The following is a 25,930-nucleotide window of genomic DNA, read 5'->3' as shown; positions in this document are numbered from 1 at the left end:
TATGGCAGATAACTTAAGTCAACCATTTGAGAAAAGTGCAATGACAGAAGAAGAAAAGCGTAAAACGAACAAAGAGATTCGTCGGCAAATTATTGTGTTTGCGTTAATGATCTTTTTGACGATTATTGCTTTTTTAGCGGTGAGTGCTGATATTATTCCAAGAACATTTGCCGTGCCGTTCATCTTGATTTTAGCTGTAATCCAGCTTGCGCTTCAGTTGCTGTTCTTCATGCATCTGAAAGATAAGGATCACGGTTGGGCGACAGCATTTATGGTATCTGGAATCTTTGTTACGATGCCGACAATTGCTGCGCTAATGTTACTTCTTGGTGTTGTGAAATATTAAGCTGATTTTAGAGGGCATCCGAAAGCGAACGCTTTGAGGATGCCCTCTGTCATGTTCATAAGATTGTAAATGCTTTAATTTTAGCAACGGCTGCCGGTCATGTATAATATGAAAGAAAGAGAAAAGGAGTGATTCATATGAAGGAAACGGCAATCGACCGTCCCCATAAAAAACGCAATTATAAACCGGCTATTATTATTATTACCATTCTTGTGAACGGATTGGTCGTTATTCTGTCCGGACTGCCTGGATACGAAAATTTCACTGCGTTCGATGTCACGATTTTGCCGATGATGAATGCGATCTTTAACAGCTTTACTTTCTTATTTTTAGTAGCGGCTCTTGCAGCGATTTTAAAAAGAAATGTCACCGTCCACCGGCGCTTTATTTATGCCGCTTTTGTTACGACGACATTGTTTCTCGTTACGTATGTAACGTATCATTTCCTCTCGCCTTCCACTCCATATGGAGGGACAGGCTTCATGGCGGGGCTGTATTACTTTATTTTGATTACCCATATCGTCCTTGCTGCCGTTATTGTACCGCTTGCTTTAACAGCGGTCGCCAGGGCATGGAATCTGGAAAATGAACGCCACCGCAAAATCGCGCGCTGGACGATGCCGATTTGGCTCTATGTCAGCCTGACAGGAGTTGTCGTCTACTTGATGATCTCCCCGTATTATTGAGCTTGAGATTGATAGTTAAAGGGGAGCTTTTTCCCTTTTTGTCTCAAGCTTCAAAGCAGTGCATCACCCATTGGAGGTAGCTGAGTTCGGTGTAAATGAAAGAGGCTGGGCAAAAAGGTTGTTTTTTCCTTTTGCCCAGCCCTTTCTTATACTTTAAAGTTCATTTTGATAATCCCGGCTTCTTTCGCAGATGTAAAGGCAATCACAATCAGTGGGCCGATGATAAAGCCCATGACCCCGAACAGCATCAGACCGAGGTACATCGCAATTAAGGTTGCCAGCGGGGAAAGGCCAATCTGCTGACCCATTACTTTTGGTTCTACTGTCCGCCGGATGATAAGCAGGATCGCGGCAAGAATGAGCAATTGTGTACCGATCGCGATATTGCCAGCCACTAATTGAAAAATGGCCCATGGGGCTAAGATGACAATGGAACCGATGAGCGGGATGAAATCAACAATCCAAATGATGAACGCCATCAATAGCGCAACTTCGGGTGCAATGAGCAAAAGACCGAGCAGCGATACGATAAAGATAATAATACTGACAAGGAACTGTGCTTTTATGAAGCCCCATACGACATAACGTAGACGGGAGGTCATAAAATTGACCTTCTCTTTCGTTTTGTCGGAAAGGTAAGCAAACAGTTTTACTTTTAAGCTTGGCAGCTCGAGCATAAACAGAAACAAGGCGATTAAATAAACAAGGAACGTAACAAGATATCCCGGAATGCTGGAAATGACCGAAGCGATATCATTGATTAAATTACGGTCACTGATCGTCGCCCGCATTTCATTTAATGCTCTCGTAACCTGAATATTAATTTCCTCAACGATTTCAGGAGGTAAGTTTTCGTATTCGTTTTCTAAATTGCGTTGCATGTTTAGCCAGGCGCGATTTAGATCATTAATATATTGCGGCAGGTTTTCAACAATGGCGGTGCCTTGCGTCACAACCTGCGTCGTTAAGTAGTAGCCTGATAATCCGATAAAACAAACAAACAGGGTGAAGATAATCATTACGGCTATATTCCGTTTCAATTTAGCCCGCTTTTGCAGCATATAAACTGCAGGTGACAAAATCAGAGCGGTCACAAAGGCTGTAATCAGCGGTAGAGAGACTGGTAAAATAAAGTAGGCTAATACAACTAAGATGATGATTGTAAGCAATATTAGAAATGTTCGTTTTGTCAGTAGTGCTGCCAATTTGGGACTCCTCTCATACACAATACAAGCTATCTTTATTATAGTATGAAGCAGAAACATTTAACAGTGACAACCGTTTTAAATTTTTACCGTGTTCACATTACTTTCTTCACTCCGGCGGACCAAAGCTCGGGATGTATGCTATAATCAGCAAGACTGAAGAATCAGAGATAAACAAAACAAGGGGTTTTATCGTGAAAAAGTTCATTGTACTGTCGCTTTTTATGTTCCTATCCATTATATGCACGGCCTGTTTTTCCACCGAGCCGGAGCAATTGATTGAAGCGGATGACGAGCTGACCGCAGAGGTGGCGGCTTTTGCCGAAGCATATAAGAAATCTATGGTAGATGCTGTAAATACAGGTGACTTCAATCAGATGGAGCCATTCTTAATTACGAATAACAGCTATTACCATTCGCTGCGCCGCTATGTTGAAGAACTGCATAGTGAACAGGTTACAAAAACGTTAGAAAACTTCCGTATTGATAAAGTGTATGTCGATGAAATTGACGAAATTCATGCTGATGTTTATGAAAAAGTCATCATACACCGGACTGAAGACGAAACGATTGAGAGAAACGTCCGGTACGAGATGGTTCGCGGTGGGGATGATGGCCTGCGCATTGTCACGATCAGGGAAAGACGGTAAGCTTTTCCCGCGTCCTGTTTAAAAAGGCTGACCCATGATTCGCGGGACAGCCTTTTTCTTATTTCTCGTTTTCTTCAAGCATTTTCTTTAACAGCTCAAGCTTCTTGTTGCATTTGTCAATAATTGGATGAGGGAAGGTTTCTCCTTCATATTCCACACCATGTGGATAATAGTGTTTGCCAAGAATAGGTGTCATCAGCTTGATAATCGTATCATCGTGCGGAATATCACCTTTAATGGCATATGCCGGCAAACGCAAGTAATAGATGTCATCCTGATTTACAATTTTGTAATCAAACATGACACGCTCATAATCCCACTGTCCTGCGTGCACAAGACCGATTGATTCTGCAGCGTGGCGGACAGTTTCAAATTTAAATTCTTTATCTGCAAGTCCTATATGCTCGAATTTCACTACGAATACGCCTCCAATTCATTATATGTACTCTACTTATGATAGTATGAAAAAGCTTCGGTTGCAACGTTTGAATGGTGAATGTTTTATGGAGATTGAAATGTGGAAGAAAAGGGTAGAGCATTCGGGTGAGAATCGGTCTTCACGAAGCGGTTGACGGGTGATTCGACACCGTCATCGTGAGAAAGACAGAAGGTTACATTGTTAGTGAAAGGAGTCAGGTAAAAGACTTCGAAATAGATAAGAGGTAGAAGTAGCCGCAGCAAAAAGGAGAGGGTTGATTTGAAAAAGGGTTTTGTTATTGGAATCGGCATCTGTTTATTTGTTTTTCTGATCGCTTTTGAGACGATGTTTGCACAGCAAATCAAGGAATGGTTTAGCTCTCCTTCAAGGGTGACAGAGGTTGTTGAGGAGCCTGAAGAGCAAACTGGAGATAGAGAAGAGCTTTTAGCAGCAGAGGAAAATCACAGCCCGAGCATAGATGCGATTGGCCTGATCGGAATGCGGGAGGAGGAAGTAAGACAGCAGTATGGTGAGCCCGCGCGAATAGATCCTTCCGCCTATGGCTATGATTGGTGGATTTATCCTTTATCCGAGTTGTCCTACATGCAGGTTGGGATTGACGATGCGCAAGTAGTGACGGCCTTTATTGCTGGTGATCTTCTGGGGGATTTAGGCTTTCTCGACAGGGGGGAGTCGTACGCTGAAATAAACGAAAGTCTCTCGTTTGCTAAAGAAGTCGATGTGAACTGGAGCTTTCGTTTTCAGCTGTCGGACGAAGATTTGCAGATGCGTCCGCTCATTCAACTGGAAGATCAATGGCTTCAGCTTTATTTTGATACATTTACCGGAGAGCTATCAAGTGTCCGGCTCCTGACGGAAGAAGTTCTGCTTTTGCAGCGCCCTTATTCGGTTACCTATCGTGGAGATTTACCTGACGCTCCTGAGCTGACGGCCCAACAATGGGCGGAGATTGAAGAAGGCGAGGCGAGACAAATTTTTGATCTGACAAACTTGATCCGGCACCAGCACGGGCTCGCTCCAGTGGAATGGGATGCCGAGGTGGCGAACGTCGCTTATTTGCACAGCAAGGATATGAATCAGGGAAATTACTTTTCCCATACATCTCCCACTTACGGCGAGCTAGGCGACCGTTTCGAAAATGGAGGGATTCCCTTTAGAGCGGTTGGAGAGAATATAGCAGCGAAGTATGTAGACGGAATAGCCGCCGTCGAAGGCTGGCTGAACAGCGAAGGACACCGGGCGACACTGCTCCACGAAGAATTCACCCACCTCGGCGTCGGCGTCTATCAGGATTACTACACCCAAAACTTCATGACCCCGTTTGAATTATAAGAGGCTGGGACAAAGGGTTGTTTTTTGACCTTTTTCCCAGCCTCTCTAAGCAATGAGCGAGAAGCCATTGCCGTGGGCCAGGACGCTTTTTTCTGAACTGCCTTTTTCATCTTCCCGCGTGCGAAAAAAATTTAAAAAATGGGCGAACCAAGGACTAGGCTCATTTGTAAGCTATAGTATGACAGGAAAAAGAAGGTGAATTTAATGGAGAAAAATCAGGAATTACACCCTTCTGTTCAGCAATTTAAAGAGTTTATGAAACAGCATCCGGCGTTAATCGCTGAAGTGAAAGCCAACCGCCGTTCGCTTCAAACAATTTATGAAGAATGGTCCATATTGGGACCGGAGCATGAGCAATGGCAAACCTATCGTTCAGTGAAAGCCGAGGCCGCACAGGAACCGGTTGAAGAGGAAACGGCCTCGAATTCCAATTCAACGGCTTCTGATACGCTTGGTCAAGTGATGGGACTGATTCGGCGGATGAACGTCCAAGACTTGCAAAATCATTTAGCTCAGTTCAGCTCGGTGCTGGCAAATGTCCAAAATGTCATTCAGACGTTCCAGCGTCCATCGAATCAGCCTTCCCAGAAACCGCAGGATCATCCATTTTCATTTCGCCGGGATTAAGAAGGAGGGGAAGTAAGTGAGACGCGATGTGCTGCAAGTGCTGCAAGCTTCGCCTGAACTGCGACAATATGTCAGACAGCACCCGGTCTGGTATCGTCGCCTGGCCAGAGATCCGGGGCAATTGCAGGCAATGGAGAAGGAAGCGAATTATTTTTACGGTCGGACATTACCGCAACGGGTGGAGAAAATGCAAAATCAGCTTGGATTGGCGATGATGATGATTGAGATGCTAAGAATGGGGCAGGCAACGGTGGCGCAAGCTCAGGGCGGCCAGTAAAATCAACGAATAGTCAGCTTGCGGGAGGAGACCCTACAAATAGGAAGGAGTGGTCTTCATGAAGCAGGCATGGCTAACGTTCTTACTTTTCATCTCACTATGTGCGGGCACTCCCGATGCTGAAGCGGCCGATGAGACCGTTCATTCATCTTCGGTTCGTGTCACTCCCTTGCAAAATATTGAAGTGATCGAAATTAAATCAGAGCAGGAGCTTGTTGTAACTCATAAGGTGAAAGATGGAAGGATCTATGTCGAATGCTTTCTCAATGATTTTGTGCTTTCAGAGGAAAAGGCTGGATCTTTGCACGAGCAAGGTGAAGGCCATCTGCGCTTATATGTCGATGATGAGCATGTTGCGACCTTGTTCGAAGCGGCATTTATCATTGAAGGATTGGCACCGGGAGAGCATACCATTACAGTTTCGGCTGTGAAAAATGATCGCTCTCCATACGGATTTGATTCAACCTTTTCCGTTACTGTTTAACTAGCCCGGTAATATATTTGTAAATATGCTGTTCGACGGAGACACCGAGCTGCTGAAAGCCCTGGTTGCCAAAAAGCGTGTTGAATTCCAAAAAATAAAATTTGCCTCCGGCAGATACAAGGTCAAAGCCGGCATGATTGATGCCAAGCTGTCTGGCTGTCTGCTGGACAAGCGTTACCGCATCCTCCGGTATGTCCTCAAACGAAATACGAGCGCCCTGGGCGACGTTATTGCGGAACGAATTGCGCTCATTAATCCGCCAATAGGAGGCAATCACCTCATCACCGACAACGCAAATCCGCAAATCACGGTCAATCGGTAAATATTCCTGTACATAGAAGTAAGGGTTGTTTTCGGCATATTGATAAAACTGCTGATGATCCTCGATTAAAAAAACGCCTCTGCCCATTGAATTGCGAATTTCTTTGGCGACAAAAGGAAAGGGAAATTCAGCGAAAACGCGATTAATATTGTCGTCGTTTCGGCCAAGGATAACCGTCTTCGGTACATGCTCGGGGCATACGCTCCAAAGCGCGCGGGTTACTTCGATTTTATTGAAGCCAAGCTGAATCGACTGAATGCTTGGAAAAATAGTTTTTTTCATCCCGTAAACAAGAGCATTAACCTGCCAGTTTTCAGGGAAAAGGCAAATGTCAGCTTCCGCAATTTTGCCACGTTCCTCAAACATATGCTCAGGCTTGACATAATTAATGCCCGGAATGCCGATTGTACGAAACGGATTAAAGGTAACAATCTTCAATGTGTACGCCCCTTCTTCTCTCATTTTTACATAAGTCGAATGAATTATAGTCATAGAATGCCGGATTGTCAATGCTTTGGGATGGGGCTTGAATGGGAAAGGAATCATTCGGGATGCCCGGTTGAATCGTTCGTATTTTTTACAAGACGTGGTATAATGCATGGGAGGAGGTGTGGTGAATGCTTGTAACCATGTCGACATTGGAATTAATGGAAGAAACGGACGCGTTAAGTCAAGCGATTCTCTTGTCAGAGCCGTTTTCTGAGTATAAACGTGCGAAAAATGAATTGCAAGAAGATAAAGAAGCGCAGGAGTGCATTCGGCGGTTTAATGCAGTCAAGGAGCAGTACGAGGATGTGCAGCGCTTCGGGAAGTACCATCCTGACTATAAGCGGATTTCCACGGAGATTCGCGAACGGAAGCGTGAGATGGACGTCATGCCAACCGTAGTCGCCTTTAAAAAGGCGGAGCGTGAGCTGGAGTCGCTGTTGAATGAGGTCAGTGAGATCATAGCCCACGCGGTGTCGCCGACGATAAAAGTACCAACAGGAAATCCTTTCTTCGATTCGATGTCCTGCAGCGGCGGCTGCGGTTCCGGCGGCAGCTGCAGCTGTGGCGGATAAGAAAGCCGGCAAAAAGAAGATTGAAGAGCAGAAACGGTCCATGTTACAGTAGAAAGAGATGAATAAAAGGAGATAAATTATGCTAAGTTCAAAGCGCCAGGGGATTGCCGTATGGCTGACTTCTCTTAAATTTGCCAGACAATTACGCCGGTTTGGACATGTTCACTATGTCTCAAAAAAAATGAAGTATGTCGTCTTTTATTGTGATCAGGAAAAAGTGGAAGACACGATCAAGAAGCTCGAGTCCTTTCATTTTGTCCGGGAAGTAAAGCCGTCAATGCGACCGTTTATTGCGACGGAGTTTCAAAATGCGAAGCCTGACAGAGCAAAGGAATATGATTATAAAATGGGGATTTAAGAGTGTTCAAGCTTTACGGGCACTCCTCTTTTTTGCATTTTTCGTATGGATTTCCGGAAATGACCGTGTCGCCAGTTTTCTCAGGTTCATGCCAGCAAAGACAAGCATTGCAGCGTGCCCCCCATCCCAGTAGCGAACCCTGGTTACTAACAAAAAGGCCAAGAGGAGAGGTTGGATGAAATAAACAGCTTCCCGCGGAGAGTGAGGGCTATGCTCTCATGTAGTGGAAATACTTTTGTCTCCCGAAAATCAACCGTTGCCTAAACAGCAGGAAAATCGAAGAAATGTATGAAAACCCGCTCAATCCCTTCGCTAAGCATAGGAGAAGCGAGTTGTATATTTCGCAAAACGAAATATACAATAGAAATAAGGAAGTGATTCGAATGAGCGGGTGGAAGCGAAATTTATATATTTTAATGATCTGTCAATTTCTTGTGATGAGTGCCATGACGATGATTATGCCTTTTCTTCCTCTCTATTTGCAGGAGCTCGGGGTAAATGACCCCGCGGCTGTTGGCTTGTGGGCCGGGGTGATCTTCGGCGCAAACTTCTTGACGGCATTTTTATTTTCTCCGTTCTGGGGGCGCTTAGCTGATCGATACGGGCGGAAAATGATGATTTTACGTTCCGGCTTCGGCATGGCGCTGATTGTCAGCTTAACAGGCTTTGCAACGGGGCCGGTGTCTCTCCTTCTTCTGCGCCTTGCAAACGGGGTGATTGCCGGGTTTATCCCGGCTTCAATTGGCCTTGTTGCGACAAATACGCCGAAGGAGAAGGCGGGGCACGCGCTCGGACTTCTGCAGGCAGGAACGGTCGCCGGGGCGATATGCGGTCCGTTGATTGGAGGCGTCCTGGCACAGGCTTTCGGTTTCCGGATGATTTTCTTTGTAACAGGAACAGGGCTGCTTGTGGCAACGCTTGTCGTGTTTTTTTTCGTTCGGGAATCCTTTACACCGGCAGAGGTCACTGAAAAGACAAATACATGGCAGGAATGGAAGCAGATTACCGGACATCGGCCTGTCCTTGCGATCTATTTTGTCATCTTTTTCATTCAGCTGGCGATTATGGGTGTCAATCCACTGCTTTCGATTTTTGTGGAAGAGCTGACCTCTCCGGAGCAGGCCGCCTTATTTGCCGGTCTCGCTGTTTCTGTGCTTGGCTTTGGCAATATGCTCGGATCGTCACAGCTTGGCAAGCTCGGGGATAAGGTTGGGGCGCATCATGTCCTGATTTATGCTCTGCTTGGGGCAGCCTGCTTTTCGATTCCACTGGCTTTTGTGACAGAGGTTTGGCAATTGATCTGTTTGCGCTTTTTTATCGGGCTTTGTCTCGGAGGACTTTTGCCTTGTGCCAATACGTTGATCCGGCTTCACGCGCCGGGCGGAATGGAGAGCCGGACATATGGCTTTTCCAACAGTGCGATGTATTTAGGAAATATGCTTGGCCCGGTACTTGGCGGCTCGGTTGTCGCCACGGCGGGAGTGCGCGGTCTGTTTCTCATTTCGGCATTGCTGCTGCTCGGCAATGTGCTGCTCGTCAAAAAGAAAGTGATTCCACCTGCCAGCCGGCGTTTTCGTGCGGAACAACAACGAAATCAAAAAGCGTTGTCATAAAGAAAGGAGGCTGTGCCAAAAGGTTGGTTTTACCTTTTGGCACAGCCTCTAAGCAATGAGCGGAACCGCCACGATTTGTTAAAGCCCGTTGTGAGTGGGTTTCTCACAACGGGCTTGTGGCGTGTGGAGCCATTGCCAGTAGGTCCAAAGCTAGTTTTGGACCAAGACCTTGTTTTTATAGTAGGAAAGCAAAGACTCTTTGTTTTTTGGCTATTGGAGGGGCGGGATAAAACGGTTGAGGCGAAGAACGCCGATCACATATTGAAAATAAAGCTCAAGCTCGTTAAAGTCCGCGGAAGGTTTAACTTCAAGCCGGTGAATCGGGGCGTCAAGTTCACGGGAAAGCTGCTCGAACAGCTGATAGCGCTCTGTTTCTTTTTCTTCCGGTGGGTAAACGCCTTCCAGTGAAAGGTAGAGCGGCATCAGCTTACCTGGTTCGGCAGGCTGCAAAATAACGACCAGCGAAGACTTTTTCTGCCCGGAAATGACCGTATCGAGCTGAACGAGCCGCAGAAGCCGGCGCTGGTTTGTACGGGCGATTTCAAACAGCTCATATAAATCGGTATAGCCTTCCCCTAATAAAATAAAGCGTTGAATCATTGTTATGCCTACTTTCCATTTAGATTCTAGCTGAAAATGTAGCAGACTTTGGCGGTTTTGTCGAGAAAAAAACCTCACAAGGATGTCCTTGTGAGGTGCCTATATGCATATATTCATATGCTTGTAGGCTATGGGAGAGGAGAAACCGGAGGAAGAACTTATGGGGAAACGTAAGCCTTCTCCGCGGTTGTCGTAACACTAACAAGAGTGCTACTACTGTCAGTATGGACGAATTCGGCTTGCTTCATACATAAAAATCAAATGAGAAACAGAAGAGGATAATGACTCTTTTTTATGGTAGGATGAAAGAGGTAATTTCGGAGAAGAAGCAGGTGAAGATGGTATGAGAGTCATATCTGGAAACAAGAAGGGACTGCCTTTGAAGGCTGTGCCCGGCAGCTCGACGAGGCCGACGACGGATAAGGTGAAGGAGTCGATTTTTAATATGATTGGGCCGTACTTTACCGAAGGCCGGGCCCTCGATCTTTATGCGGGCAGCGGAGGGCTTGGAATTGAGGCATTGAGCAGGGGAGTGGAGCAGGCGATTTTCGTCGATCAAAACCGTAAAGCGGTGGAAGTGGTCAAGCAGAATTTAGCGGATTGTGAACTGACTGACCGGGCTGAGGTGTATCGAAATGAAGCGTCGCGCGCCTTGAAAGCGTTGTTAAAAAGAAAACTGACTTTTTCCCACGTCTTTCTCGACCCGCCTTACGCAAAGCAGAATCTCGTTAATGAAATTCGGATTCTTCAGGATTTTGGCCTGCTGGGGCCTGCATGTACGATCGTCTGTGAGCATGACCGGGCTGTGGAGCTGCCTGATTGCATCGGTGATGTGAACAAGCAGCGCAGTGAAACGTACGGAGACACAACAATTACGATCTACAACTATACGGTTGAAGGAGGAAGAATGGATGACTAGTATTGCCGTGTGTCCAGGAAGCTTTGATCCTGTCACGTTAGGACATATTGATATTATTTCAAGAGGGGCGGCGGTGTTTGATAAAGTGATTGTCGCTGTCTTACATAATCGTAACAAGCAGCCGCTTTTCTCAGTCGAAGAACGCCTCGCTTTGCTCCGGGAAGCGACGAAGCATATTGAAAATGTCGAAGTCGACGCCTTTAACGGCCTGTTGATCGATTACATGAAAACAAAAAAGGCGCAGACGATTATTCGCGGTCTGCGGGCTGTTTCTGATTTTGAATATGAGATGCAGGCCGCTTCGATCAATAAGAAGCTTGGCCCGGAAATTGAAACCTTTTTCATGATGACGAATCATCATTATTCGTATTTAAGCTCAAGCATTGTTAAAGAGGTAGCCAAATACGATGCCGATGTCTCTGATATTGTTCCCGAGGTGGTCGCAGCCGCTTTGAAGGAAAAATTCAGCAAGTCTTAAACAAAAACTGTGGCTTCGAGAGGCTGGGTCAAAAGGTTGTTTTTTTACCTTTTGCCCAGCCTTGCTAGTTTTGTCTCAAGCTTTTCTCTTTATTCGCTCTTCAATGTCCGCGACGCCGTCAACAAAATGAAAATGACAAGCATCAAAAGGGTAAAGACGGAGCCATATTGACTGAACGGCTGCCATATCGTTTGAATCCACTGTCCGGACGGAGCGTCGAGAAAGACGGGAAGGCTTGGGCGAAAGTCGGAGCCTGCTTGCTGATTTACGTAAAGCGGCTTCCACAGGAGAAAGACGAGAACCGCTGCGAAAAAGCCGTGAAAGATGCGGGCGATAAAAAACGGTTTAAAGCGAATGTCAGTTTCCGCTAAAATGCTGGCGACCTGAGCCTGGATCGAAAATCCGCTGAAAGCGAGAAAGAAGCTCGTGACGATGATTTGCTGCAGCAGCTCGGCATTGGTCACTTGACTGACCATCTGCGCCCCTAATGTAATTTCAAACAAGCCGGAAATGAGCGGAATGCTTAAATCGTTTGGTAAATGAAAAAAAGCGAGTATAATAGAACAAAATGAAGCTAATACGGCCTGAATTCCGACCAGGCTCAAGATTTTGTTCAATACGGAAAACAAAATAATAAATCCGCCGATCATTAAGAGCGTCCGCACTGAAGAATGAACAGCATCGCCAAGCAGCTTGCCGATTGGCCGGCCGTCGCGGATCCGTTCTTCATGCATCAGCTTTAGCGCATGCGACAGGCCGCGGAAGGGAGGGCGCTCGACGGAATGCTTGGCCTCTTCATCGCGGCCGTGGAACCGCATTAACAGTCCGACGCAAATGTTGCCGATGTAATGCGCGAGGGCAAGGACAATGCCTAACGAGGCGTTGTGAAAAAAGCCGACCGCGATCGCGCCGAAAATAAATAATGGATTGGATGAGTTTGTGAAGCAGACGAGCCGCTCGGCTTCAATTTTTGTCACTTTTTTTTCCTGGCGCAGGCGGGCCGTAATTTTGGCTCCGGCCGGGTTTCCTGAAGCAAGTCCCATGGCCCAGACGAATCCACCGACGCCGGGAACCCGGAAAAAAGGCCGCATCAACGGTTCAAGCAAGGTCCCGATAAAGGTAACGACGCCAAAGCCGATTAACAGTTCAGAAACGATAAAAAAGGGCAGCAAAGAGGGAAAAACGACATCCCACCACATCTCCATACCACGAATCGAAGCATCGAGCGATTCCTTTGGATAGAGCATTAACGAAGCTGCTAATATCATGCTTACCATGGCAAGCAAAAAGGTTTTGGTGATGGATAAGGACATCAATATATGGCCTCCTTCATGAACATAAGCATACGTGAGACATGAATTTTAGAAACATGTCCGTTCATTTAACTATACGTATACAAGCCCGTAATAGACCATATCATTGAAAATAAGTTCTGAATGAAAGTGGAGAGATGGCGGTGAAACAAATGCGTCCTAAAATCGGTCTCGCTTTAGGGTCTGGCGGAGCGCGCGGCTATGCTCATATCGGTGTGCTGAAGGCGTTGCAAAGTGAAAATATCCCGATTGACATGATAGCCGGAAGCAGCATGGGTGCGCTGGTCGGCAGCTTGTACGGCGCGGGCCAATCGGTTGCTCATTTGGAAAGGTTCGCGACTTTATTTCGACGGAAATACTACCTTGATTTAACCGTGCCAAAGCTTGGTTTCGTCATGGGGGTAAAGGTGAAAGAGCTGATCAGGCTGCTGGCCAAACATAAACATGTCGAGGAGCTTGACCCGCCTGTGGCGATTGTCGCCACAGATATTAAAAAAGGCGAGCGCGTCGTCATCCGCTCAGGGGATGTCGCCGCGGCGGTGAGAGCGAGCATTGCCATTCCGGGAATTTTCGTTCCGGAAGAATGGAATGGACGAATGCTTGTCGATGGCGGCGTGATAGACCGCGTTCCGGTTTCGGTTGTAAAAGAAATGGGAGCAGACATTACGATCGCCGTTGATGTATCTTATTTCCGCACGGAGCCGGAGCTCGGGACGATCTATGATGTGATCATGCAGAGCATGGATATTATGGCGCGTGAAATGATCCGTTCCCAGGAGATGAACAGCTCAGTAATGATCAGGCCGATCATCAAGCATTCAAGCTCGCTTGATTTTTCCGGCGTTGTACAGCTGATCGCCTGTGGAGAAGCCGCAACAAAAGAAAAAATGGCTGCAATCAAACAATGTATTCGCGAGTGGGAGGAAAGACATCAATGACACAAACGAAACCGTTACTTAAGAAAAGATGGATTTTTTTATTGGCTGCTTTGCTTTTTATCCATTTCTTTCAGCTTCCGTATTATTATTCGCAGCCCGGCGGAGCACTGGCCCTCGATCAGGTGATCGAAGTGGAAGATGGCTTTCGCGAGGACGGCTCGTTTATGCTGACAACCGTGCAAATGGGAAAAGCCAATTTATTATTTTATGTCTGGGCCCATTTCAGTCCTTACCGGATGCTGTATCCGGAAGAGCAGCTGCGCTTTGAAGGAGAAACGGATGAAGAGTATGAGCATCGGCAATTAATGGCGATGACGAACTCGCAGGAAACAGCGAAAATCGTCGCCTATGAGCATGCCGGTAAAGAAATTGAGTATGTACATAAAGGGGTTCTTGTCACAACGTTAATCGAAGGAATGCCGGCAGACGGCGTCCTCCAGCGAGGCGATCATATTGTGGAAGTCGACGGGACGCCGGTGCAAACTGCGGAGCAGCTAATTGAACTGCTCAATGGTAAAACAGCCGAGGATCAAGTCCGGCTGTCTGTTAACCGCAATGGACGCGTTGAGCAGGTTGAGCTCGGCTTTGCTCCATTTCCCGAGGAATTCGGACTGACGGATGAACGGGTCGGAATTGGCATTTCCGAACCCGTAACTGATCGCGAGCTGACATTTACGCCGGATGTTCAGATTGATACAAGTCAAATTGGCGGCCCTTCGGCCGGGCTGATGTTCTCGCTTGAGATTTATAATCAGCTGCATGAAGAAGATTTAACAAAAGGCTATGCGATTGCCGGAACAGGGACGATCAATGAAGAGGGTCAGGTCGGCCGGATTGGCGGCGCTGCTCAAAAGGTCGTGGCAGCGGATAAGGAAGGGGCGGAGTACTTTCTCGCCCCTAATGAAAACGGCGCTCCCGACTCCAATTACGAGGAGGCATTGGCGGCCGCTGCCGATATCGGCAGCGAGATGGAGATTATTCCAATTGATACGTTCAATGAAGCACTGTCCTTTTTGGAAAGTTTGCCGGCGCGCTCCTAATGTGGACGCACCGGTGAGCGTTTGAACTCCTGCTGAATCTGTTCGGCTTTGAGCCGATTCGGCAGGGCGGATAAATAAATCGCGGTGGCACGCTCCTCAAGCTTAGCGATGATCGCTTCTCCTTTTGGAAAGCGGGTGACGAGCGGGAGCTGCCGCTGTTTTTTTGTATCGTTTAAATAGCGCTGGCCGGCAGCTGTCATTCCGAGCAAACGAATATACGGAAGCGGTGTGGCCAGTCCCGCTTTCATTTCCTCCTTCGTCGTATTGGTTAGCAGGTGGGTTGCCAGCCGTTGCAGGCGGGTCCATGTGTAGCGTTTTGTTTTCATTTTCGTCATCCAGTCCTCAAAGGAAACAGCTGTCATCATCATTTCCTTTACCCGGTATTCCAGTCCTTCTTCGCATTCATAACAGGCGCGCAGGCTCTCAAGCGGGCTCGCCATCACTTTATAATGAAGGAGCGGGAAATAATGCTCCCATGTATGTAAAAGCGTATATGTCTTTTGATAGTTAATCAGCAGCCGGAAAGTCGCTTCAGGCATCACATGCTTTGTTTGTGACAGGCCACTTTCCTTATCCTTACGCAATGCCTGACGAATGCTTGTTGCGCTTGCAATCGCAGTTTGCGGCAATGTTTGCTCATGGTAATGAGCCTGCTGCCGCGGTGTCGTCGAGGCTTGAATCGAATAATTCCCTTCCCGAATCGCCTTCACATAATGATAGCCTAAAATATTGTTCGGCTCCTGCAGGCTGAGGGTATCCGGATCAAGCTGTAATTGCGTAAAGGCTTCGGCTGTCGCGCGCGGGTAGCTTACGCCCTCTTTCATCCTGTCTTTTACAAGCCGGTTAAATGCCTCTTCGTGCTGCTCCATCGTCTCCACCAGTGAAGTAAACCGTTCGATCTCCCCGGCCTCGCTGCCGAAGTTGAGGAAATCGACGCCCATTTCTGCGAGGATGGTTACCGCTCCTTTGGCAAATAATTCGGCTTTTTGGGTAGAGTAAAGATACGGCAGTTCGACGACAAGATCAACACCATTAGCCAGTGCCATTTCCGTTCTATGCCATTTGGAACATAGCGCGGGTTCGCCTCTCTGCAAAAAAGAGCCGCTCATCACAGCGATGACAAGGTCAGCCCCCGTCTGTTTTTTGGCTTCTGTCACATGGTAGAGATGGCCATTATGGAAAGGATTATATTCGACGACGATGCCAACTGCTTTCATTCCAACACTTCCTTTCGGGATCGCTCTTTTTGCTATTCTTTACACACATAGGAGGACGTGCTACAATAAACCTCATGCTCCAAAGAGGATAAATGCTATGTTTATTATAGACAAACCGCTGTAAAGAAAAAAGGTTGACAAAAAAAAGGCGGAGAGCTATACTTAATTTTGTTGTCTTAGAGGTGATTGATCATGAAATGGTCTCTTCAGCAGCTTCAGGCTGCTAAGCATAAGCCATTTACATTTGAGGAAACCGTTGATCTGACGAGCTTAAAAGAACAAAATGCGGAAATTCGCGCCGTCTCTCCAATCGTCGTTCGTGGGGAAGTAACATTCTCCCGTTCACTTTGGACTTTTGAGCTTGATCTATCAGGTGAATTAATTTTGCCTTGCGCAAGGACATTAGCAGATGTCCATTTTCCGATTGACCTGCATGTTACCGAGCGTTTTCATCCATCGGCTGATGAGTGGATCGCCGATGAAGAGGACGATGACATTCATCCGATTGAAGGAGAATCGATCGATCTGCTTCCTTATGTCAAGGAGCGGATTTTGCTTGAAATCCCGATTCAGGTATATGCGGATGATGAAGCGCAGCGTCAGGCCCCTCCGTCCGGGACAGATTGGGAGCTTGTCACGGAAGAACAGCAGAAAAACCGGATTGATCCGCGGCTTGCTGATTTAGCGAAGTTTTTTGATAAGGAATAGGAAAATCGAAGCACCGGCATTGCTCGGCCTTCATTTCATAAAGCCAGTCATATGCTGGTATTGAAGAATTGAATTTTGTAAGGAGGTGGGAATGATGGCAGTACCTTTTAGAAGAACGTCTAAAACTCGTAAGAATAAGCGTCGTACTCACTATAAGTTAGCAGTACCTGGCATGACTAAGTGTCCTGAGTGTGGAGAGTTGAAGCTTGCGCACCGTGTTTGTAAAGAGTGTGGCTCTTACAAAGGCCAGGAAGTTATTAGCAAATAATGGATCATTGATTCAATTAAAGAGGGTATCCAAAAGGTTGAGCGCAATCTTTTGGATACCCTCTTTTTGTATGCCGGGAAACCTCCTCTTTCTCAGAAGTGAATACATTATCAGCAATTGGTCATAATTCTAATAGAATGGCATATTTTTCTGTTGAAAGAACAGAAAGGATATTATTTTTCGGCTTGATTGGAGAAATGCCTCTGGCGTTTTTCTTAATTGTACGTCTTTCTACTCTAGTAGATGCATACAGTATAAGCAACGAAACTTTAGGGAGGGGCTAATTCTATGACCACAATCCGACAAGATGCATGGACTGCAGATGAAGATTTAATTTTGGCAGAGGTTGTTCTCAGACATATCAGGGAAGGGAGCACCCAGCTTGCCGCTTTTGAGGAAATTGCCGAGCGGCTCTCAAGGACAAGTGCGGCTTGCGGCTTCCGTTGGAACTCAACCATTCGTAAAAAATATGAATCAGCCATTGCGCTCGCTAAAAAGCAGCGCTCGAAAAATAAAAAAGGAAAAGCGGTGCAGGAGAGCAAGTGGCAGGAGGAAACGAGTGAGGAGCTGACCGCTCAGGAAAGCCCGGTTGAACAAGTCGAGCAGAAGCCTGAGCAGGAAACCGAGCCAGCCAGCGCAAAAGCCGAGCCGGTGGCGCTTACGATGGAGCAGGTTCTCGACTTTTTACATGATTACCATAAAAATCAGCAGCAGGCCGTTGCAAAAGATGTAGAAAGCTTGAAACAGGAAAATGAAGCGCTGAAGCAGGAGCTTGAAAAAGTAAAAGAGGATAAGCGAATCATGGCCGAGGATTACCGCGCGTTATTGTCGATTATGGATCGCGCCAGAAAGATGTCCGGCTATCAGCACGCATCAGAATCGTAGGGCGGCAGGTTCATGCCTTGAATAGAAACATAGAGGGGCTGGGCGTAAGGTTGTTTTTTACCTTTTGCCCAGCCCCTATCTACTAACTGGTTTTGTTTTATCTTTTTATTGTTAAAGTTCCTGGTTTGACTCGACATTAACCGGCGTTGTGTTTTCCTGCTGTTCCTGAACTCCTGCCGGATACCAGACATACGGGCTTTCCCCGCGGTCGCGCGCCGGCTGGTACGTCACCGGCTCAAAGCCCATATGACTCCAGAATTCCCCCGAGCCTTGACGGGCGTTCGTCTTGATCGGTAAGTTGAATGATTTGGCAAAATCGACGAGCGCTTTTCCGTACCCTTTCTTGCGGTATGGTTCCAGCACTTCCAATTTCCATAATTCCAGATAATCTTGCGGTGGGTCGAAGTAACGGTCGAATTTCGCTTCGATTTTATACAAGCTCATACGAGCAACGAGCTTTTTACCAAAATAGATTCCATAGAATGGTGATTCACTGTCGTTTTCAATAATGTTTGCTTCTAAATCATCTTTCATGGAAAGTTCAGCAGCCCCGAACTCTCGGAAGTTCTTGAATTCTTCTAAGGTTTTGTAGTTCACCAATAAGCGTGTCACTTCATGATTTCCCATTTAGCATTCCTCCCGATTTCCAATGATTCTGTCTTTACCCTTTTATTTTACTACAAGTCGACGGGAAAGCGTTTAAAAATGCGAAAATTTTTGTGCGGATGGAATAATTCTAATAATCAGAATATAAACGATAGGCATGAAAGGCTAGTAATATGGTACAATTTTCATATGTGATACTAGTTGATAGAAGAAGGGGTTTAGAACGAATGAAGGTTGCGATTGTTGGGGCGGGTGCAATCGGGATGCTGACGGCCTGCTATCTGGCGGACCGCAGGCACGATGTCGTCTTGTTGACACAGCGAAAGGAGCAGGCGGAACGGATTAACGACCACGGGCTGCAGCTGATCGATTTTTATGGAAGGACACAGAGAAAAGCGGTCAAAGCCAAAACGTTAGCCGGGTTGACGGAAAAGGATCAACTGGATGTCGTGATTTTGACCGTGAAAGCATACAGTGTGAAAGACGTGCTTTCCCAATTGAAGGATAAGCGGATTTCCTCGATTTTATTTTTGCAAAATGGGATGGCTCATATCGACTATTTTGCCGACCTGCCAATCGCGACTGTCGCCGTTGGGGTGATGGAGCATGGAGCGGTACGGGAAAATGATCATACAGTCCGGCATACCGGACGCGGCCGGTTGAGATGGGGTTACGTCAGAAAAGAAGCGGCTCTGCTGGACGATCTGTTCGCGGCGGATAGTGGTGAGGACGCTTTTCCGGTCCGCTATGAAGGGGACTGGCTCGAGATGCTGCAGCAAAAACTGATCGTCAATGCCTGTATTAATCCACTGACAGCTTTGCTGGGAGTGAAAAATGGCGAGCTGGTTACAAGCCGGCCCCGCAAAGAGATGATGAGAGCGATCTTTACCGAAGTGATGCAAGTATTGGAGCGTGATGATGAGGAGGAAAGATGGGCTCATGTTGTCCGGGTTTGCGAGCAGACAGCGTCGAATACATCGTCAATGCTCGTTGATCTCTCCAATCGGCGGCAGACGGAAATTGCCAGTATTTCAGGCTATCTCATCAGGCTCGCCGAACAAAAGCAGCTTGCCGTGCCGGTCTTGAACTTTGTTACTATGGCGGTTAGCTCAAAAGAAGAGGCAGCAAGAAAGGAGGGAGACGATTGAGTCAGGTGCTTTCATGGTTTATCGCGACAATCATTACTTTGCCATTACTTGGCTGGTACGTGCTTTATCTCATAACGGTAAAGATAACAAGAAAGAAAGCGAGAGCAATGCGGGTCGCCTCCGATGGAAGTGTGGTCTTATTTATGGCAGCTGTTTATTTTATTATGTATGAGCTGTGGGGGCGCTCTTTTTTGTGGATGATTTTGGCGATTTTCTTTTTTATTGCCCTCGTCTTCACCTGGCTTCATTGGCAGGCATCCGGAGACATTTATACAAGGAAGCTGTTAAAAGGAATCTGGCGCGTTAACTTCCTGCTATTCTTTGTTCTTTATCTCGTGTTAAGCGGCTATGGCTTGCTCTCGCGTCTGATTTCATCATGAACGACAGGTTCCAGTTCATAACGTTTGGTGTTCATAAAAGTTTTTGCTATGATGGGGTAAGAATTTAGCAATACGAAGGGACGTCTTTACATATGAGAGTTGGAGAAGTGAATCTTTCATCCAGGTCCGGCTTTTTGAAAGATTATAGTGAAGGGAAGGAGCGATGTTTGCCTTTTTTAGACTATGCCTTTCTTGATCAGGAAAAGTATAAGCAGAGAGCGGCAGAATTGCTTACCCGTTCTTATCAAAGGGAGCAGTTAGCTGATTACTTCACGGAAGTTCATGCCCGGCTGTCTTATCGGGAGGAAGCGAGACAACAAATTGAAAAGCTGAAACAAGCCAACTCCCTCGTTGTCGTAGGGGGGCAGCAAGCAGGTCTGCTGACGGGACCGCTTTTTACTGTGTATAAGGCGATGTCTATTTTGCTGATGGCGAAGCAGCAGGAAAAAGAACTTGGGCTTCCGGTCGTCCCTGTTTTCTGGATCGCTGGTGAAGATCATGACCTTGATGAAATACGATATGTATACATTGAAAAAAATAAGAGATGGAAAAAGCATATGCTGGAGGAAGGAGGCGCAGCCAATTCGGCGTCTAAGCTTCCACTTGAGCGAAAACAGCTGAAGCAGTGGCTTCAGACCGTGTTCGCTTCCTTGCCGGAAACAGCGTATACGAAGCAGCTCCTCACCAAGCTTGAAGGGTTTCTTGAAGAAGGGGTGACGTATGTCAGCTTCTTTCAAAAAGTGATGAACTGGTTTTTCGGCCATGAAGGGCTATTGCTGCTCGATGCTCATGATCCGTTGCTGCGCCGCCTCGAGATCCCTTACTTTGAACGGTTAATCGAGGAAGTGGAAGAGGTGCAGACCGCTCAGCAAAGGGGAGCGAAAGCCTTTTATGAAGCGGGATACGGCACTCCTGTGGTGACAGAAGCGGAAAATTCCCATCTCTTTTTAGAGGTGAATGGGGAGCGAAAGCGGCTCGATTATCAGGATGAAGCCTTTGTCGTGCGCGGGGGCAAGCTGCGCTTTACGAAACGGGAGCTGCGCGAGCTGCTGCAGCAAGAGCCGGAGCGCTTCAGCAACAATGTCGTCACAAGGCCGTTAATGCAGGAATGGCTGCTGCCGGTACTCGCTTTTATCTCAGGTCCCGGTGAATTGTTATATTGGGCTACGTTAAAGGATGTGTTTCATCATTTTGGCTGGAAGGTGCCGCCGGTTATTCCGCGTTATCAGGCGACGATCGTTCCGGCGGCTGTCCAGAAGTGGCTTGATCAGTTCAGCTATGAAATTGAACCGTTTTTAAGCGGCGGAATGGAGCAGCTGCGCGAGGCGTGGTTAGCGGAGCAGAATCCATATCCGGTTCATGAAGTGGCACAACAGGTGCGTGAACAAATGCTGAGCTATCATCGCCCGCTGCGGGAGCTGGCGGTGGAGATGGACGTTACTTTGGCGGCGCTCAGTGAAAAAAATGCGGTGATTATTGAGGATCAGCTGAAGTTTTTAGAAAAAAGAATGGCACATTTCGTTCGACAACAGCATGAACATACGCTTGAAAAATTTGCCGAGGCAGAGCGGTGGCTGTTTCCGCTTCAGCATCCGCAAGAGCGGGTCTTTCATCCGCTTTTATTTGTGAATTTGCTCGGGATTGAGGAATTCCGCCGAATATTGTCGACTGATGTAACTTTAGATATGCGCCATAAGCTCTTTTATTTGTAAATAATTGTTTCTTTTTTCTGTCGGAAGAATGAGAACGAAAAAACTTGCTTTTACGAGCAAGTTTTTTTTGTGGAGAAAAATAAAATTTACAGTGGTGCAAAGTGGAGGGTTGTGGTAACTTAAGGGTAGGAAGTGGGGGGAGTTGGATTCGAGATGTTTATGGGGGAGTATCGCCATAACGTAGACGAAAAAGGGAGAATGATTATTCCGGCTAAATTTCGTGATGGCCTCGGTTCATCCTTTGTGATGACACGTGGGCTGGATCGTTGTTTATTTGTCTATCCTCCTGAAGAGTGGCGGAAGCTCGAAAACCAGCTGAAAGAGTTACCCTTTACAAAAAAAGATGCGCGTGCGTTCACCCGTTTCTTTTTTTCAGGCGCTGCCGAATGTGAACTGGATAAACAGGGAAGGGTAAATATTGCCTCCCCTCTGCGTGAGTTTGCTCAACTGGAAAAAGAGTGTGTCATTATCGGCGTCTCGAACAGAGTTGAAGTGTGGAGCAAAGAGAATTGGGAAACGTATTTCGCTGAGTCTGAGGATTCCTTTAGCGAAATCGCTGAAAATATTGTTGATTTTGACCTCTAGTAGAAAGAGGAACACGGTTTTAGTCATGGAGGTGAAGAATTGTTTCTACACGTAACAGTTTTAAAGCAGGAAGCGGTAGATGGACTACATATTAAGCCTGATGGCATTTATGTGGATTGTACGCTGGGCGGAGCCGGCCATTCCTCGTTAATTGCCTCCCGGCTTTCACCACAAGGTCACTTATATGCATTTGACCAGGATGACAAGGCGCTCGAGGTTGCGAGGGAGCGGCTAGCGGAATTTGAAGGGCGCGTGACCTTTATTCGCAGCAATTTTCGCTTTCTCAAACGGGAGCTACATAAGTACGGCGTTACAGGGGTTGACGGTATTTTATTTGATTTAGGAGTTTCCAGTCCGCAGCTGGATGAAGCTGAGCGGGGATTCAGCTACCATCAGGATGCTGAGCTGGATATGAGAATGGATCAAACCGCTTCTTTAACCGCATATGAAGTGGTCAATGAATGGTCCTTTGAACGGCTCCATTCGATCATTGCCAGATACGGGGAAGAGCGCTTTGCCAAGCAAATTGCACGAAAGATCGAGGCGTACCGCGAACGGAAAGCGATTGAAACAACAGGTGAGCTTGTCGAGATCATTAAAGAAGCGATTCCCGCCCCGGCCCGCCGCAAAGGTGGTCATCCGGCGAAACGGACTTTTCAGGCGATCCGGATTGCCGTTAATGATGAGCTTGGTGCATTTGAGGAAGCGCTGGAGGACGCGATCACGCTGCTTAATAAAGGCGGACGTTTATCGGTGATTACCTTTCACTCACTTGAAGATCGTCTTTGCAAGGAAATCTTTAAGGAGCACAGCAAAGGCCCTGATTTACCACCAGGTCTCCCGGTTGTCCCTCCCGGCTATGAGCCGGTTTTAAAGCTTATCAACAAAAAGCCTGTCGTCGCATCAGAGGAAGAACTGCAAGTCAATAATCGCGCGCGTTCTGCAAAGCTTCGCGTAGCAGAAAAACAATAACAAGGAGGGTTTCGATGAATATGGTTGCACGTAAGTATCAGGAGCAGCAGCAACAGCAGGTTCAAACAAAAACGCGTGTTCGCCGGGTAAGGATGAACGTTACCTTCGGCGAAAAACTAATCATTGGTTTCATAGTCGCCTGCACCTTTCTTATGGTTAGCATGATTGTACATAACTACGCTACGATTTACGGAACGAATCAGGAAGTATATGAACTGGAAGCGCTGATTGCCGAACAGGTTCAGCTGAATGAAGGGCTATCCTTGCAGGTCGTGGAGCTTAGTGCGCCTGACCGGATTCTCTATCTTGCCTCTGAAGAACTCGGGATGACGCTGGATGACAATAAAGTGAAAGTCGTCAATAACTAGCTCTTGCTACAGGGCTAGTTTTTCCGCGTAAAGAAAGAAGCGTTGATTGAGGGATTAGAGAACGTTCAAGCAGTCTTTCTGTCAGTTTCAAAGGGAGTGACTCCAAAGAAAAGGCGTCTCTGGTGTTTTTCTTACATCATGTTTATGGGATGAGGTGAGAGGGTTGGAAATTAAGCGCAACGTGATGAATAAACGAGCGGTTGTTCTTTTGTTATGCGTGTTGATGATTTTTGTTGTATTAGTAGGCCGATTTATTTTCATTCAAACAAGCAAGGAAGTGAACGGCACGGATTTAGAGGCTTTAGGCAAAGATCGCTGGACGCGCTCGCAAGTTTTAAAAGGAGTTCGGGGCACGATTTATGACCGTTCGGGCGGAGTACTTGCGACGGAGCTTAATTCCTACACCGCCTATGCGATACTGGATGAAGGGCAGCGAAGCTATGTCAAAGATCCGCAGGCAACGGCGGAAAAGCTTTCGCCCTATGTTAACATGCCGGTTGACGAGCTGACCTCGCTGCTTTCCTCCGACCGCTTTCAAGTAGAGCTTGGTTCAGGCGCGAAAAATATGACGCATGAACGAATGGAAGAAATCAGCGCCCTTCAGCTTGAAGGAATATTTTTCAGGGAGGAGCCGCGGCGCTACTATCCGAAACAAACGTATGCTTCCCATGTTATCGGCTATACGGAGCGAGATATGGCGACGGCACGGATGGGGCTGGAACGCAGCTTGGATGAGCAGCTGCGGCCAACGGACGGCCTGATCCAATATCAAAGTGACCGCAAAGGGATTCCGCTTCCTGATCCAAAGCAGAACATCACACCGGCCAAAAATGGCCATGATGTTTATCTGACTCTTGATTCTAACATTCAAACAGCGTTAGATCAGGTTATGACGAAGGTCGAGGAAGAATACGAGCCCGAAAAAATGATCGCGATTGTAGCCGATCCGAAAACCGGCGAAATTTTGGCAATGAGCAATCGGCCGAGCTTCAATCCGAATCATTATGAGGATATTACAAATTATACGAATTATGCCGTGTCCGACCGGTTCGAGCCGGGTTCGACGGTGAAGATGTTCACCTTGGCAGCGGCGATTGAAGAAGGCGTGTATAACGGCGAGGATACGTACCAGTCCGGACGTTACCAGATCGGTCCTGATTCAATTCCCGATCATAACGGCGGCCGCGGCTGGGGAGTTATCACCTATAATGAAGGGCTTTTACGCTCCTCGAATGTCGCCTTCTCAAAAATCGCGCTCGAAGTGCTGGGGCGGGAAAAGCTGTATGAGTACTGGCAGCGGTTTGGCTTTTATGAGCCGACAGGGATTGACTTGCCAAATGAAGCTGATAGCTTAATAGCCGATCAGTACCGGATTGACGCAGCGACAACGGCTTTGGGGCAGGGTACGGCTCTGACGCCGATTCAGCAAGTCCAGGCGGCGACAGCGATTGCCAACGGCGGAAAGATGATGAAGCCGTATATTATTGACCACATCGTCGATCCGAATACGAATACAGTTGTCAAAAAAAATGAACCTGAGGTCGTTGGTGAGCCGATTTCCGCAGAAACGGCGGCTGAAGTGATTGACCTGCTTGAACAGGTTGTTACCTCACCGGCAGGGACAGGTCGTCCTTATTATTTGGAAGGGTTTAATGTAGTCGGAAAAACAGGGACGGCGCAAATCAGAAACGACGACGGTTCGATTATCCGCGGCCATGGGGAAAATATTTTCTCATTTCTCGGGATGGCACCGAAAGAGGATCCGCGCGTGATTGTTTATGTCGCGGTGAAACGACCTCATATTGAGAACTATGAAGTCGGCAGTGAGCCGACGGCGATGATTTTCAATACGATTATGAAGCACAGCCTGCAATATTTGAACATTACACCGACGATGGAAGAAATCGAAGAAGAGATCGCGACAAGCTATGTGACGAAGCAGTATGTTGGCCAGTCTCTTGCTGCCGTTCAACAGGAAATCACGGCAGAAGGGCTTGAGCCGATCATCCTTGGTGATGGCGGAACGATTGCCGCTCAGCAGCCGGCAGCGGGCAAAGGTATCCTTCCAGGAGAGAAGGTCATGCTGCGGACCAACAGCGAACAAGCCGTCATGCCGGATATGACTGGCTGGTCCAATCGCGACGTGCGAAAATTTGCCGAAGTAATGGGGATGCGTCCGACGATTTTCGGCCACGGCTATGTGACGACGCAAAATATTGAACCGGGAAGAGCGATTAAAGAAGGAGACTTCTTCGTGATCGAGCTTGCGACCCCGAGCCGTGAAGGGGAAGCGCAGGAGAGCGAAGAACTGGATGAGGCCGGAGAAGCAGAGCAGGAAGAACAGGAAAATCAGGCCGAGTAATAGAGATTGAGGTGTCCCTCCGTGCTGTTCT

31 protein-coding genes are annotated in these 25,930 nt (G+C 47.2%); 24 read left to right on the top strand and 7 right to left on the bottom strand.

The features are described 5' to 3' along the window. Position 1 precedes the first annotated feature (1 nt). Both ABMB67_RS06190 and ABMB67_RS06185 read left to right on the top strand, forming a co-directional pair. Positions 2–346 carry a cytochrome C oxidase subunit IV family protein gene (locus ABMB67_RS06190; protein WP_251192024.1) on the top strand — a complete coding sequence of 115 codons (345 nt, stop codon included), beginning with the start codon at positions 2–4 and terminating at the stop codon, positions 344–346. Positions 347–483: 137 nt separating this feature from the next. Further along, the gene (locus ABMB67_RS06185) at positions 484–1,032 is read left to right on the top strand and encodes a DUF420 domain-containing protein (RefSeq protein ID WP_251221904.1); all 549 of its coding nucleotides are present in this window, start codon (positions 484–486) and stop codon (positions 1,030–1,032) included. A gap of 146 nt (positions 1,033–1,178) precedes the next feature. Here ABMB67_RS06185 and ytvI read toward each other — a convergent pair whose 3' ends face one another. Continuing rightward, the gene (gene ytvI / locus ABMB67_RS06180) at positions 1,179–2,237 is read right to left on the bottom strand and encodes a sporulation integral membrane protein YtvI (protein ID WP_354571402.1); all 1,059 of its coding nucleotides are present in this window, start codon (positions 2,235–2,237) and stop codon (positions 1,179–1,181) included. Positions 2,238–2,431: 194 nt separating this feature from the next. Between ytvI and ABMB67_RS06175 the strand changes: the two genes are divergently transcribed. After that, the gene (locus ABMB67_RS06175) at positions 2,432–2,887 is read left to right on the top strand and encodes a TcaA NTF2-like domain-containing protein (protein ID WP_251221906.1); all 456 of its coding nucleotides are present in this window, start codon (positions 2,432–2,434) and stop codon (positions 2,885–2,887) included. Between the two features lie 58 nt (positions 2,888–2,945). Here the strand turns inward: ABMB67_RS06175 and ABMB67_RS06170 are convergent, their stop codons facing one another. Next, the gene (locus ABMB67_RS06170) at positions 2,946–3,302 is read right to left on the bottom strand and encodes a YugN family protein (RefSeq protein ID WP_251221907.1); all 357 of its coding nucleotides are present in this window, start codon (positions 3,300–3,302) and stop codon (positions 2,946–2,948) included. A 282-nt stretch (positions 3,303–3,584) separates the two neighbouring features. Here ABMB67_RS06170 and ABMB67_RS06165 point away from each other — a divergent pair, with 282 nt between their 5' ends. From ABMB67_RS06165 to ABMB67_RS06150, 4 genes are all read left to right on the top strand, one after another. Continuing rightward, on the top strand, positions 3,585–4,658 hold the full coding sequence (locus ABMB67_RS06165) for a CAP domain-containing protein (protein ID WP_354571401.1): 1,074 nt from the start codon (positions 3,585–3,587) through the stop codon (positions 4,656–4,658). A gap of 204 nt (positions 4,659–4,862) precedes the next feature. Beyond that, positions 4,863–5,285 carry a YlbD family protein gene (locus ABMB67_RS06160; RefSeq protein WP_251221909.1) on the top strand — a complete coding sequence of 141 codons (423 nt, stop codon included), beginning with the start codon at positions 4,863–4,865 and terminating at the stop codon, positions 5,283–5,285. Positions 5,286–5,301: 16 nt separating this feature from the next. Next, a complete protein-coding gene (locus ABMB67_RS06155; protein WP_251221910.1) occupies positions 5,302–5,562 on the top strand; it encodes a YlbE-like family protein in 261 nt (86 codons plus the stop codon). 58 nt (positions 5,563–5,620) lie between these two features. Beyond that, the gene (locus ABMB67_RS06150; RefSeq protein ID WP_251221911.1) at positions 5,621–6,046 is read left to right on the top strand and encodes a hypothetical protein; all 426 of its coding nucleotides are present in this window, start codon (positions 5,621–5,623) and stop codon (positions 6,044–6,046) included. On the opposite strand, the gene ABMB67_RS06145 is transcribed toward ABMB67_RS06150, so the two are convergent. Then, positions 6,036–6,806, bottom strand: a complete 771-nt coding sequence (locus ABMB67_RS06145; RefSeq protein ID WP_251221912.1) for an ATP-grasp domain-containing protein — start codon at positions 6,804–6,806, stop codon at positions 6,036–6,038. The genes ABMB67_RS06150 and ABMB67_RS06145 overlap by 11 nt on opposite strands. 179 nt (positions 6,807–6,985) lie before the next feature. Here ABMB67_RS06145 and ABMB67_RS06140 point away from each other — a divergent pair, with 179 nt between their 5' ends. The 3 genes from ABMB67_RS06140 to ABMB67_RS06130 all read left to right on the top strand — a co-directional run bounded on the left by ABMB67_RS06140 (position 6,986) and on the right by ABMB67_RS06130 (position 9,400). Continuing rightward, positions 6,986–7,429 (top strand): YlbF/YmcA family competence regulator, encoded by a 444-nt coding sequence (locus ABMB67_RS06140; protein ID WP_354571400.1) that lies wholly within the window; start codon positions 6,986–6,988, stop codon positions 7,427–7,429. Positions 7,430–7,508: 79 nt separating this feature from the next. Beyond that, the gene (locus ABMB67_RS06135) at positions 7,509–7,787 is read left to right on the top strand and encodes a YlbG family protein (RefSeq protein ID WP_251192035.1); all 279 of its coding nucleotides are present in this window, start codon (positions 7,509–7,511) and stop codon (positions 7,785–7,787) included. Between the two features lie 383 nt (positions 7,788–8,170). Beyond that, positions 8,171–9,400, top strand: a complete 1,230-nt coding sequence (locus ABMB67_RS06130) for an MFS transporter (protein ID WP_354571399.1) — start codon at positions 8,171–8,173, stop codon at positions 9,398–9,400. A gap of 210 nt (positions 9,401–9,610) precedes the next feature. Here the strand turns inward: ABMB67_RS06130 and ABMB67_RS06125 are convergent, their stop codons facing one another. Next, on the bottom strand, positions 9,611–10,000 hold the full coding sequence (locus ABMB67_RS06125) for a DUF7147 family protein (RefSeq protein WP_354571398.1): 390 nt from the start codon (positions 9,998–10,000) through the stop codon (positions 9,611–9,613). A gap of 343 nt (positions 10,001–10,343) precedes the next feature. On the opposite strand from ABMB67_RS06125, the gene rsmD reads away from it, so the two are divergent. Both rsmD and coaD read left to right on the top strand, forming a co-directional pair. Then, the gene (rsmD, locus tag ABMB67_RS06120) at positions 10,344–10,919 is read left to right on the top strand and encodes a 16S rRNA (guanine(966)-N(2))-methyltransferase RsmD (RefSeq protein WP_354571397.1); all 576 of its coding nucleotides are present in this window, start codon (positions 10,344–10,346) and stop codon (positions 10,917–10,919) included. Beyond that, entirely contained in the window at positions 10,912–11,397 is a 486-nt protein-coding gene (gene coaD / locus ABMB67_RS06115) for a pantetheine-phosphate adenylyltransferase (protein ID WP_251221917.1), read from the top strand. The genes rsmD and coaD overlap by 8 nt, the downstream gene beginning before the upstream one ends. 89 nt (positions 11,398–11,486) lie before the next feature. Here the strand turns inward: coaD and ylbJ are convergent, their stop codons facing one another. Then, positions 11,487–12,710, bottom strand: coding sequence for a sporulation integral membrane protein YlbJ (gene ylbJ / locus ABMB67_RS06110; RefSeq protein ID WP_354571424.1), 1,224 nt, complete (start codon positions 12,708–12,710; stop codon positions 11,487–11,489). 152 nt (positions 12,711–12,862) lie between these two features. Here ylbJ and ABMB67_RS06105 point away from each other — a divergent pair, with 152 nt between their 5' ends. Then, positions 12,863–13,648: a patatin-like phospholipase family protein gene (locus ABMB67_RS06105; protein ID WP_354571423.1), complete on the top strand. Its 786-nt coding sequence runs from the start codon at positions 12,863–12,865 to the stop codon at positions 13,646–13,648. Further along, a complete protein-coding gene (locus ABMB67_RS06100; protein WP_354571396.1) occupies positions 13,645–14,688 on the top strand; it encodes a SepM family pheromone-processing serine protease in 1,044 nt (347 codons plus the stop codon). Before ABMB67_RS06105 ends, ABMB67_RS06100 begins: the two co-directional genes overlap by 4 nt. Here the strand turns inward: ABMB67_RS06100 and ABMB67_RS06095 are convergent. Then, positions 14,685–15,905 (bottom strand): nucleotidyltransferase, encoded by a 1,221-nt coding sequence (locus tag ABMB67_RS06095; protein ID WP_354571395.1) that lies wholly within the window; start codon positions 15,903–15,905, stop codon positions 14,685–14,687. The two genes, ABMB67_RS06100 and ABMB67_RS06095, sit on opposite strands and share 4 nt — an antisense overlap. 192 nt (positions 15,906–16,097) lie before the next feature. Here ABMB67_RS06095 and ABMB67_RS06090 point away from each other — a divergent pair, with 192 nt between their 5' ends. The 3 genes from ABMB67_RS06090 to ABMB67_RS06080 all read left to right on the top strand — a co-directional run bounded on the left by ABMB67_RS06090 (position 16,098) and on the right by ABMB67_RS06080 (position 17,766). Then, positions 16,098–16,613, top strand: coding sequence for a YceD family protein (locus ABMB67_RS06090; RefSeq protein WP_251221921.1), 516 nt, complete (start codon positions 16,098–16,100; stop codon positions 16,611–16,613). Between the two features lie 94 nt (positions 16,614–16,707). Continuing rightward, complete coding sequence (gene rpmF, locus ABMB67_RS06085; RefSeq protein WP_251222228.1) at positions 16,708–16,881, top strand: 50S ribosomal protein L32; 174 nt, start codon at positions 16,708–16,710, stop codon at positions 16,879–16,881. Between the two features lie 288 nt (positions 16,882–17,169). Beyond that, complete coding sequence (locus tag ABMB67_RS06080; RefSeq protein ID WP_354571394.1) at positions 17,170–17,766, top strand: RsfA family transcriptional regulator; 597 nt, start codon at positions 17,170–17,172, stop codon at positions 17,764–17,766. A 111-nt stretch (positions 17,767–17,877) separates the two neighbouring features. On the opposite strand, the gene ABMB67_RS06075 is transcribed toward ABMB67_RS06080, so the two are convergent. Then, positions 17,878–18,393 (bottom strand): N-acetyltransferase, encoded by a 516-nt coding sequence (locus ABMB67_RS06075; RefSeq protein ID WP_251221923.1) that lies wholly within the window; start codon positions 18,391–18,393, stop codon positions 17,878–17,880. A 206-nt stretch (positions 18,394–18,599) separates the two neighbouring features. Here ABMB67_RS06075 and ABMB67_RS06070 point away from each other — a divergent pair, with 206 nt between their 5' ends. The 7 genes from ABMB67_RS06070 (at position 18,600) to ABMB67_RS06040 (ending at position 25,899) form a co-directional block, all read left to right on the top strand. Continuing rightward, the gene (locus ABMB67_RS06070; RefSeq protein ID WP_251221924.1) at positions 18,600–19,520 is read left to right on the top strand and encodes a 2-dehydropantoate 2-reductase; all 921 of its coding nucleotides are present in this window, start codon (positions 18,600–18,602) and stop codon (positions 19,518–19,520) included. A 5-nt stretch (positions 19,521–19,525) separates the two neighbouring features. Beyond that, positions 19,526–19,900, top strand: a complete 375-nt coding sequence (locus tag ABMB67_RS06065; protein WP_251222229.1) for a DUF3397 domain-containing protein — start codon at positions 19,526–19,528, stop codon at positions 19,898–19,900. A 92-nt stretch (positions 19,901–19,992) separates the two neighbouring features. Continuing rightward, the gene (gene bshC, locus ABMB67_RS06060; protein ID WP_251221925.1) at positions 19,993–21,612 is read left to right on the top strand and encodes a bacillithiol biosynthesis cysteine-adding enzyme BshC; all 1,620 of its coding nucleotides are present in this window, start codon (positions 19,993–19,995) and stop codon (positions 21,610–21,612) included. A gap of 153 nt (positions 21,613–21,765) precedes the next feature. Beyond that, on the top strand, positions 21,766–22,197 hold the full coding sequence (gene mraZ, locus ABMB67_RS06055; protein WP_354571393.1) for a division/cell wall cluster transcriptional repressor MraZ: 432 nt from the start codon (positions 21,766–21,768) through the stop codon (positions 22,195–22,197). A 39-nt stretch (positions 22,198–22,236) separates the two neighbouring features. Then, positions 22,237–23,169: a 16S rRNA (cytosine(1402)-N(4))-methyltransferase RsmH gene (gene rsmH / locus ABMB67_RS06050; RefSeq protein ID WP_251221927.1), complete on the top strand. Its 933-nt coding sequence runs from the start codon at positions 22,237–22,239 to the stop codon at positions 23,167–23,169. Positions 23,170–23,183: 14 nt separating this feature from the next. Further along, positions 23,184–23,537, top strand: a complete 354-nt coding sequence (gene ftsL / locus ABMB67_RS06045; protein WP_251221928.1) for a cell division protein FtsL — start codon at positions 23,184–23,186, stop codon at positions 23,535–23,537. A 154-nt stretch (positions 23,538–23,691) separates the two neighbouring features. Next, positions 23,692–25,899, top strand: a complete 2,208-nt coding sequence (locus ABMB67_RS06040) for a penicillin-binding protein (protein ID WP_390189607.1) — start codon at positions 23,692–23,694, stop codon at positions 25,897–25,899. Positions 25,900–25,930 lie beyond the last annotated feature (31 nt).

This window comes from Halalkalibacter oceani (assembly GCF_040544555.1).
GTDB lineage: Bacteria > Bacillota > Bacilli > Bacillales > Bacillaceae_D > Halalkalibacter > Halalkalibacter oceani.
This window is presented reverse-complemented; position numbering and strand designations above follow the sequence as displayed.

Bases quoted from the DNA above. Each gene is read 5' to 3' on its own strand.
- mraZ (WP_354571393.1), top strand. From the start codon at position 21,766: ATGTTTATGGGGGAGTATCGCCATAACGTAGACGAAAAAGGGAGAATG.
- ABMB67_RS06150 (WP_251221911.1), top strand. From the start codon at position 5,621: ATGAAGCAGGCATGGCTAACGTTCTTACTTTTCATCTCACTATGTGCG.
- bshC (WP_251221925.1), top strand. From the start codon at position 19,993: ATGAGAGTTGGAGAAGTGAATCTTTCATCCAGGTCCGGCTTTTTGAAA.
- ABMB67_RS06135 (WP_251192035.1), top strand. From the start codon at position 7,509: ATGCTAAGTTCAAAGCGCCAGGGGATTGCCGTATGGCTGACTTCTCTT.
- ABMB67_RS06100 (WP_354571396.1), top strand. From the start codon at position 13,645: ATGACACAAACGAAACCGTTACTTAAGAAAAGATGGATTTTTTTATTG.
- rsmD (WP_354571397.1), top strand. From the start codon at position 10,344: ATGAGAGTCATATCTGGAAACAAGAAGGGACTGCCTTTGAAGGCTGTG.
- ylbJ (WP_354571424.1), bottom strand. From the start codon at position 12,710: ATGTCCTTATCCATCACCAAAACCTTTTTGCTTGCCATGGTAAGCATG.
- ABMB67_RS06160 (WP_251221909.1), top strand. From the start codon at position 4,863: ATGGAGAAAAATCAGGAATTACACCCTTCTGTTCAGCAATTTAAAGAG.
- ABMB67_RS06140 (WP_354571400.1), top strand. From the start codon at position 6,986: ATGCTTGTAACCATGTCGACATTGGAATTAATGGAAGAAACGGACGCG.
- rpmF (WP_251222228.1), top strand. From the start codon at position 16,708: ATGGCAGTACCTTTTAGAAGAACGTCTAAAACTCGTAAGAATAAGCGT.
- ABMB67_RS06105 (WP_354571423.1), top strand. From the start codon at position 12,863: ATGCGTCCTAAAATCGGTCTCGCTTTAGGGTCTGGCGGAGCGCGCGGC.
- ABMB67_RS06070 (WP_251221924.1), top strand. From the start codon at position 18,600: ATGAAGGTTGCGATTGTTGGGGCGGGTGCAATCGGGATGCTGACGGCC.
- ABMB67_RS06090 (WP_251221921.1), top strand. From the start codon at position 16,098: ATGAAATGGTCTCTTCAGCAGCTTCAGGCTGCTAAGCATAAGCCATTT.
- ABMB67_RS06185 (WP_251221904.1), top strand. From the start codon at position 484: ATGAAGGAAACGGCAATCGACCGTCCCCATAAAAAACGCAATTATAAA.
- ABMB67_RS06075 (WP_251221923.1), bottom strand. From the start codon at position 18,393: ATGGGAAATCATGAAGTGACACGCTTATTGGTGAACTACAAAACCTTA.
- coaD (WP_251221917.1), top strand. From the start codon at position 10,912: ATGACTAGTATTGCCGTGTGTCCAGGAAGCTTTGATCCTGTCACGTTA.
- ABMB67_RS06125 (WP_354571398.1), bottom strand. From the start codon at position 10,000: ATGATTCAACGCTTTATTTTATTAGGGGAAGGCTATACCGATTTATAT.
- ftsL (WP_251221928.1), top strand. From the start codon at position 23,184: ATGAATATGGTTGCACGTAAGTATCAGGAGCAGCAGCAACAGCAGGTT.
- ABMB67_RS06130 (WP_354571399.1), top strand. From the start codon at position 8,171: ATGAGCGGGTGGAAGCGAAATTTATATATTTTAATGATCTGTCAATTT.
- ABMB67_RS06095 (WP_354571395.1), bottom strand. From the start codon at position 15,905: ATGAAAGCAGTTGGCATCGTCGTCGAATATAATCCTTTCCATAATGGC.
- ABMB67_RS06080 (WP_354571394.1), top strand. From the start codon at position 17,170: ATGACCACAATCCGACAAGATGCATGGACTGCAGATGAAGATTTAATT.
- ABMB67_RS06190 (WP_251192024.1), top strand. From the start codon at position 2: ATGGCAGATAACTTAAGTCAACCATTTGAGAAAAGTGCAATGACAGAA.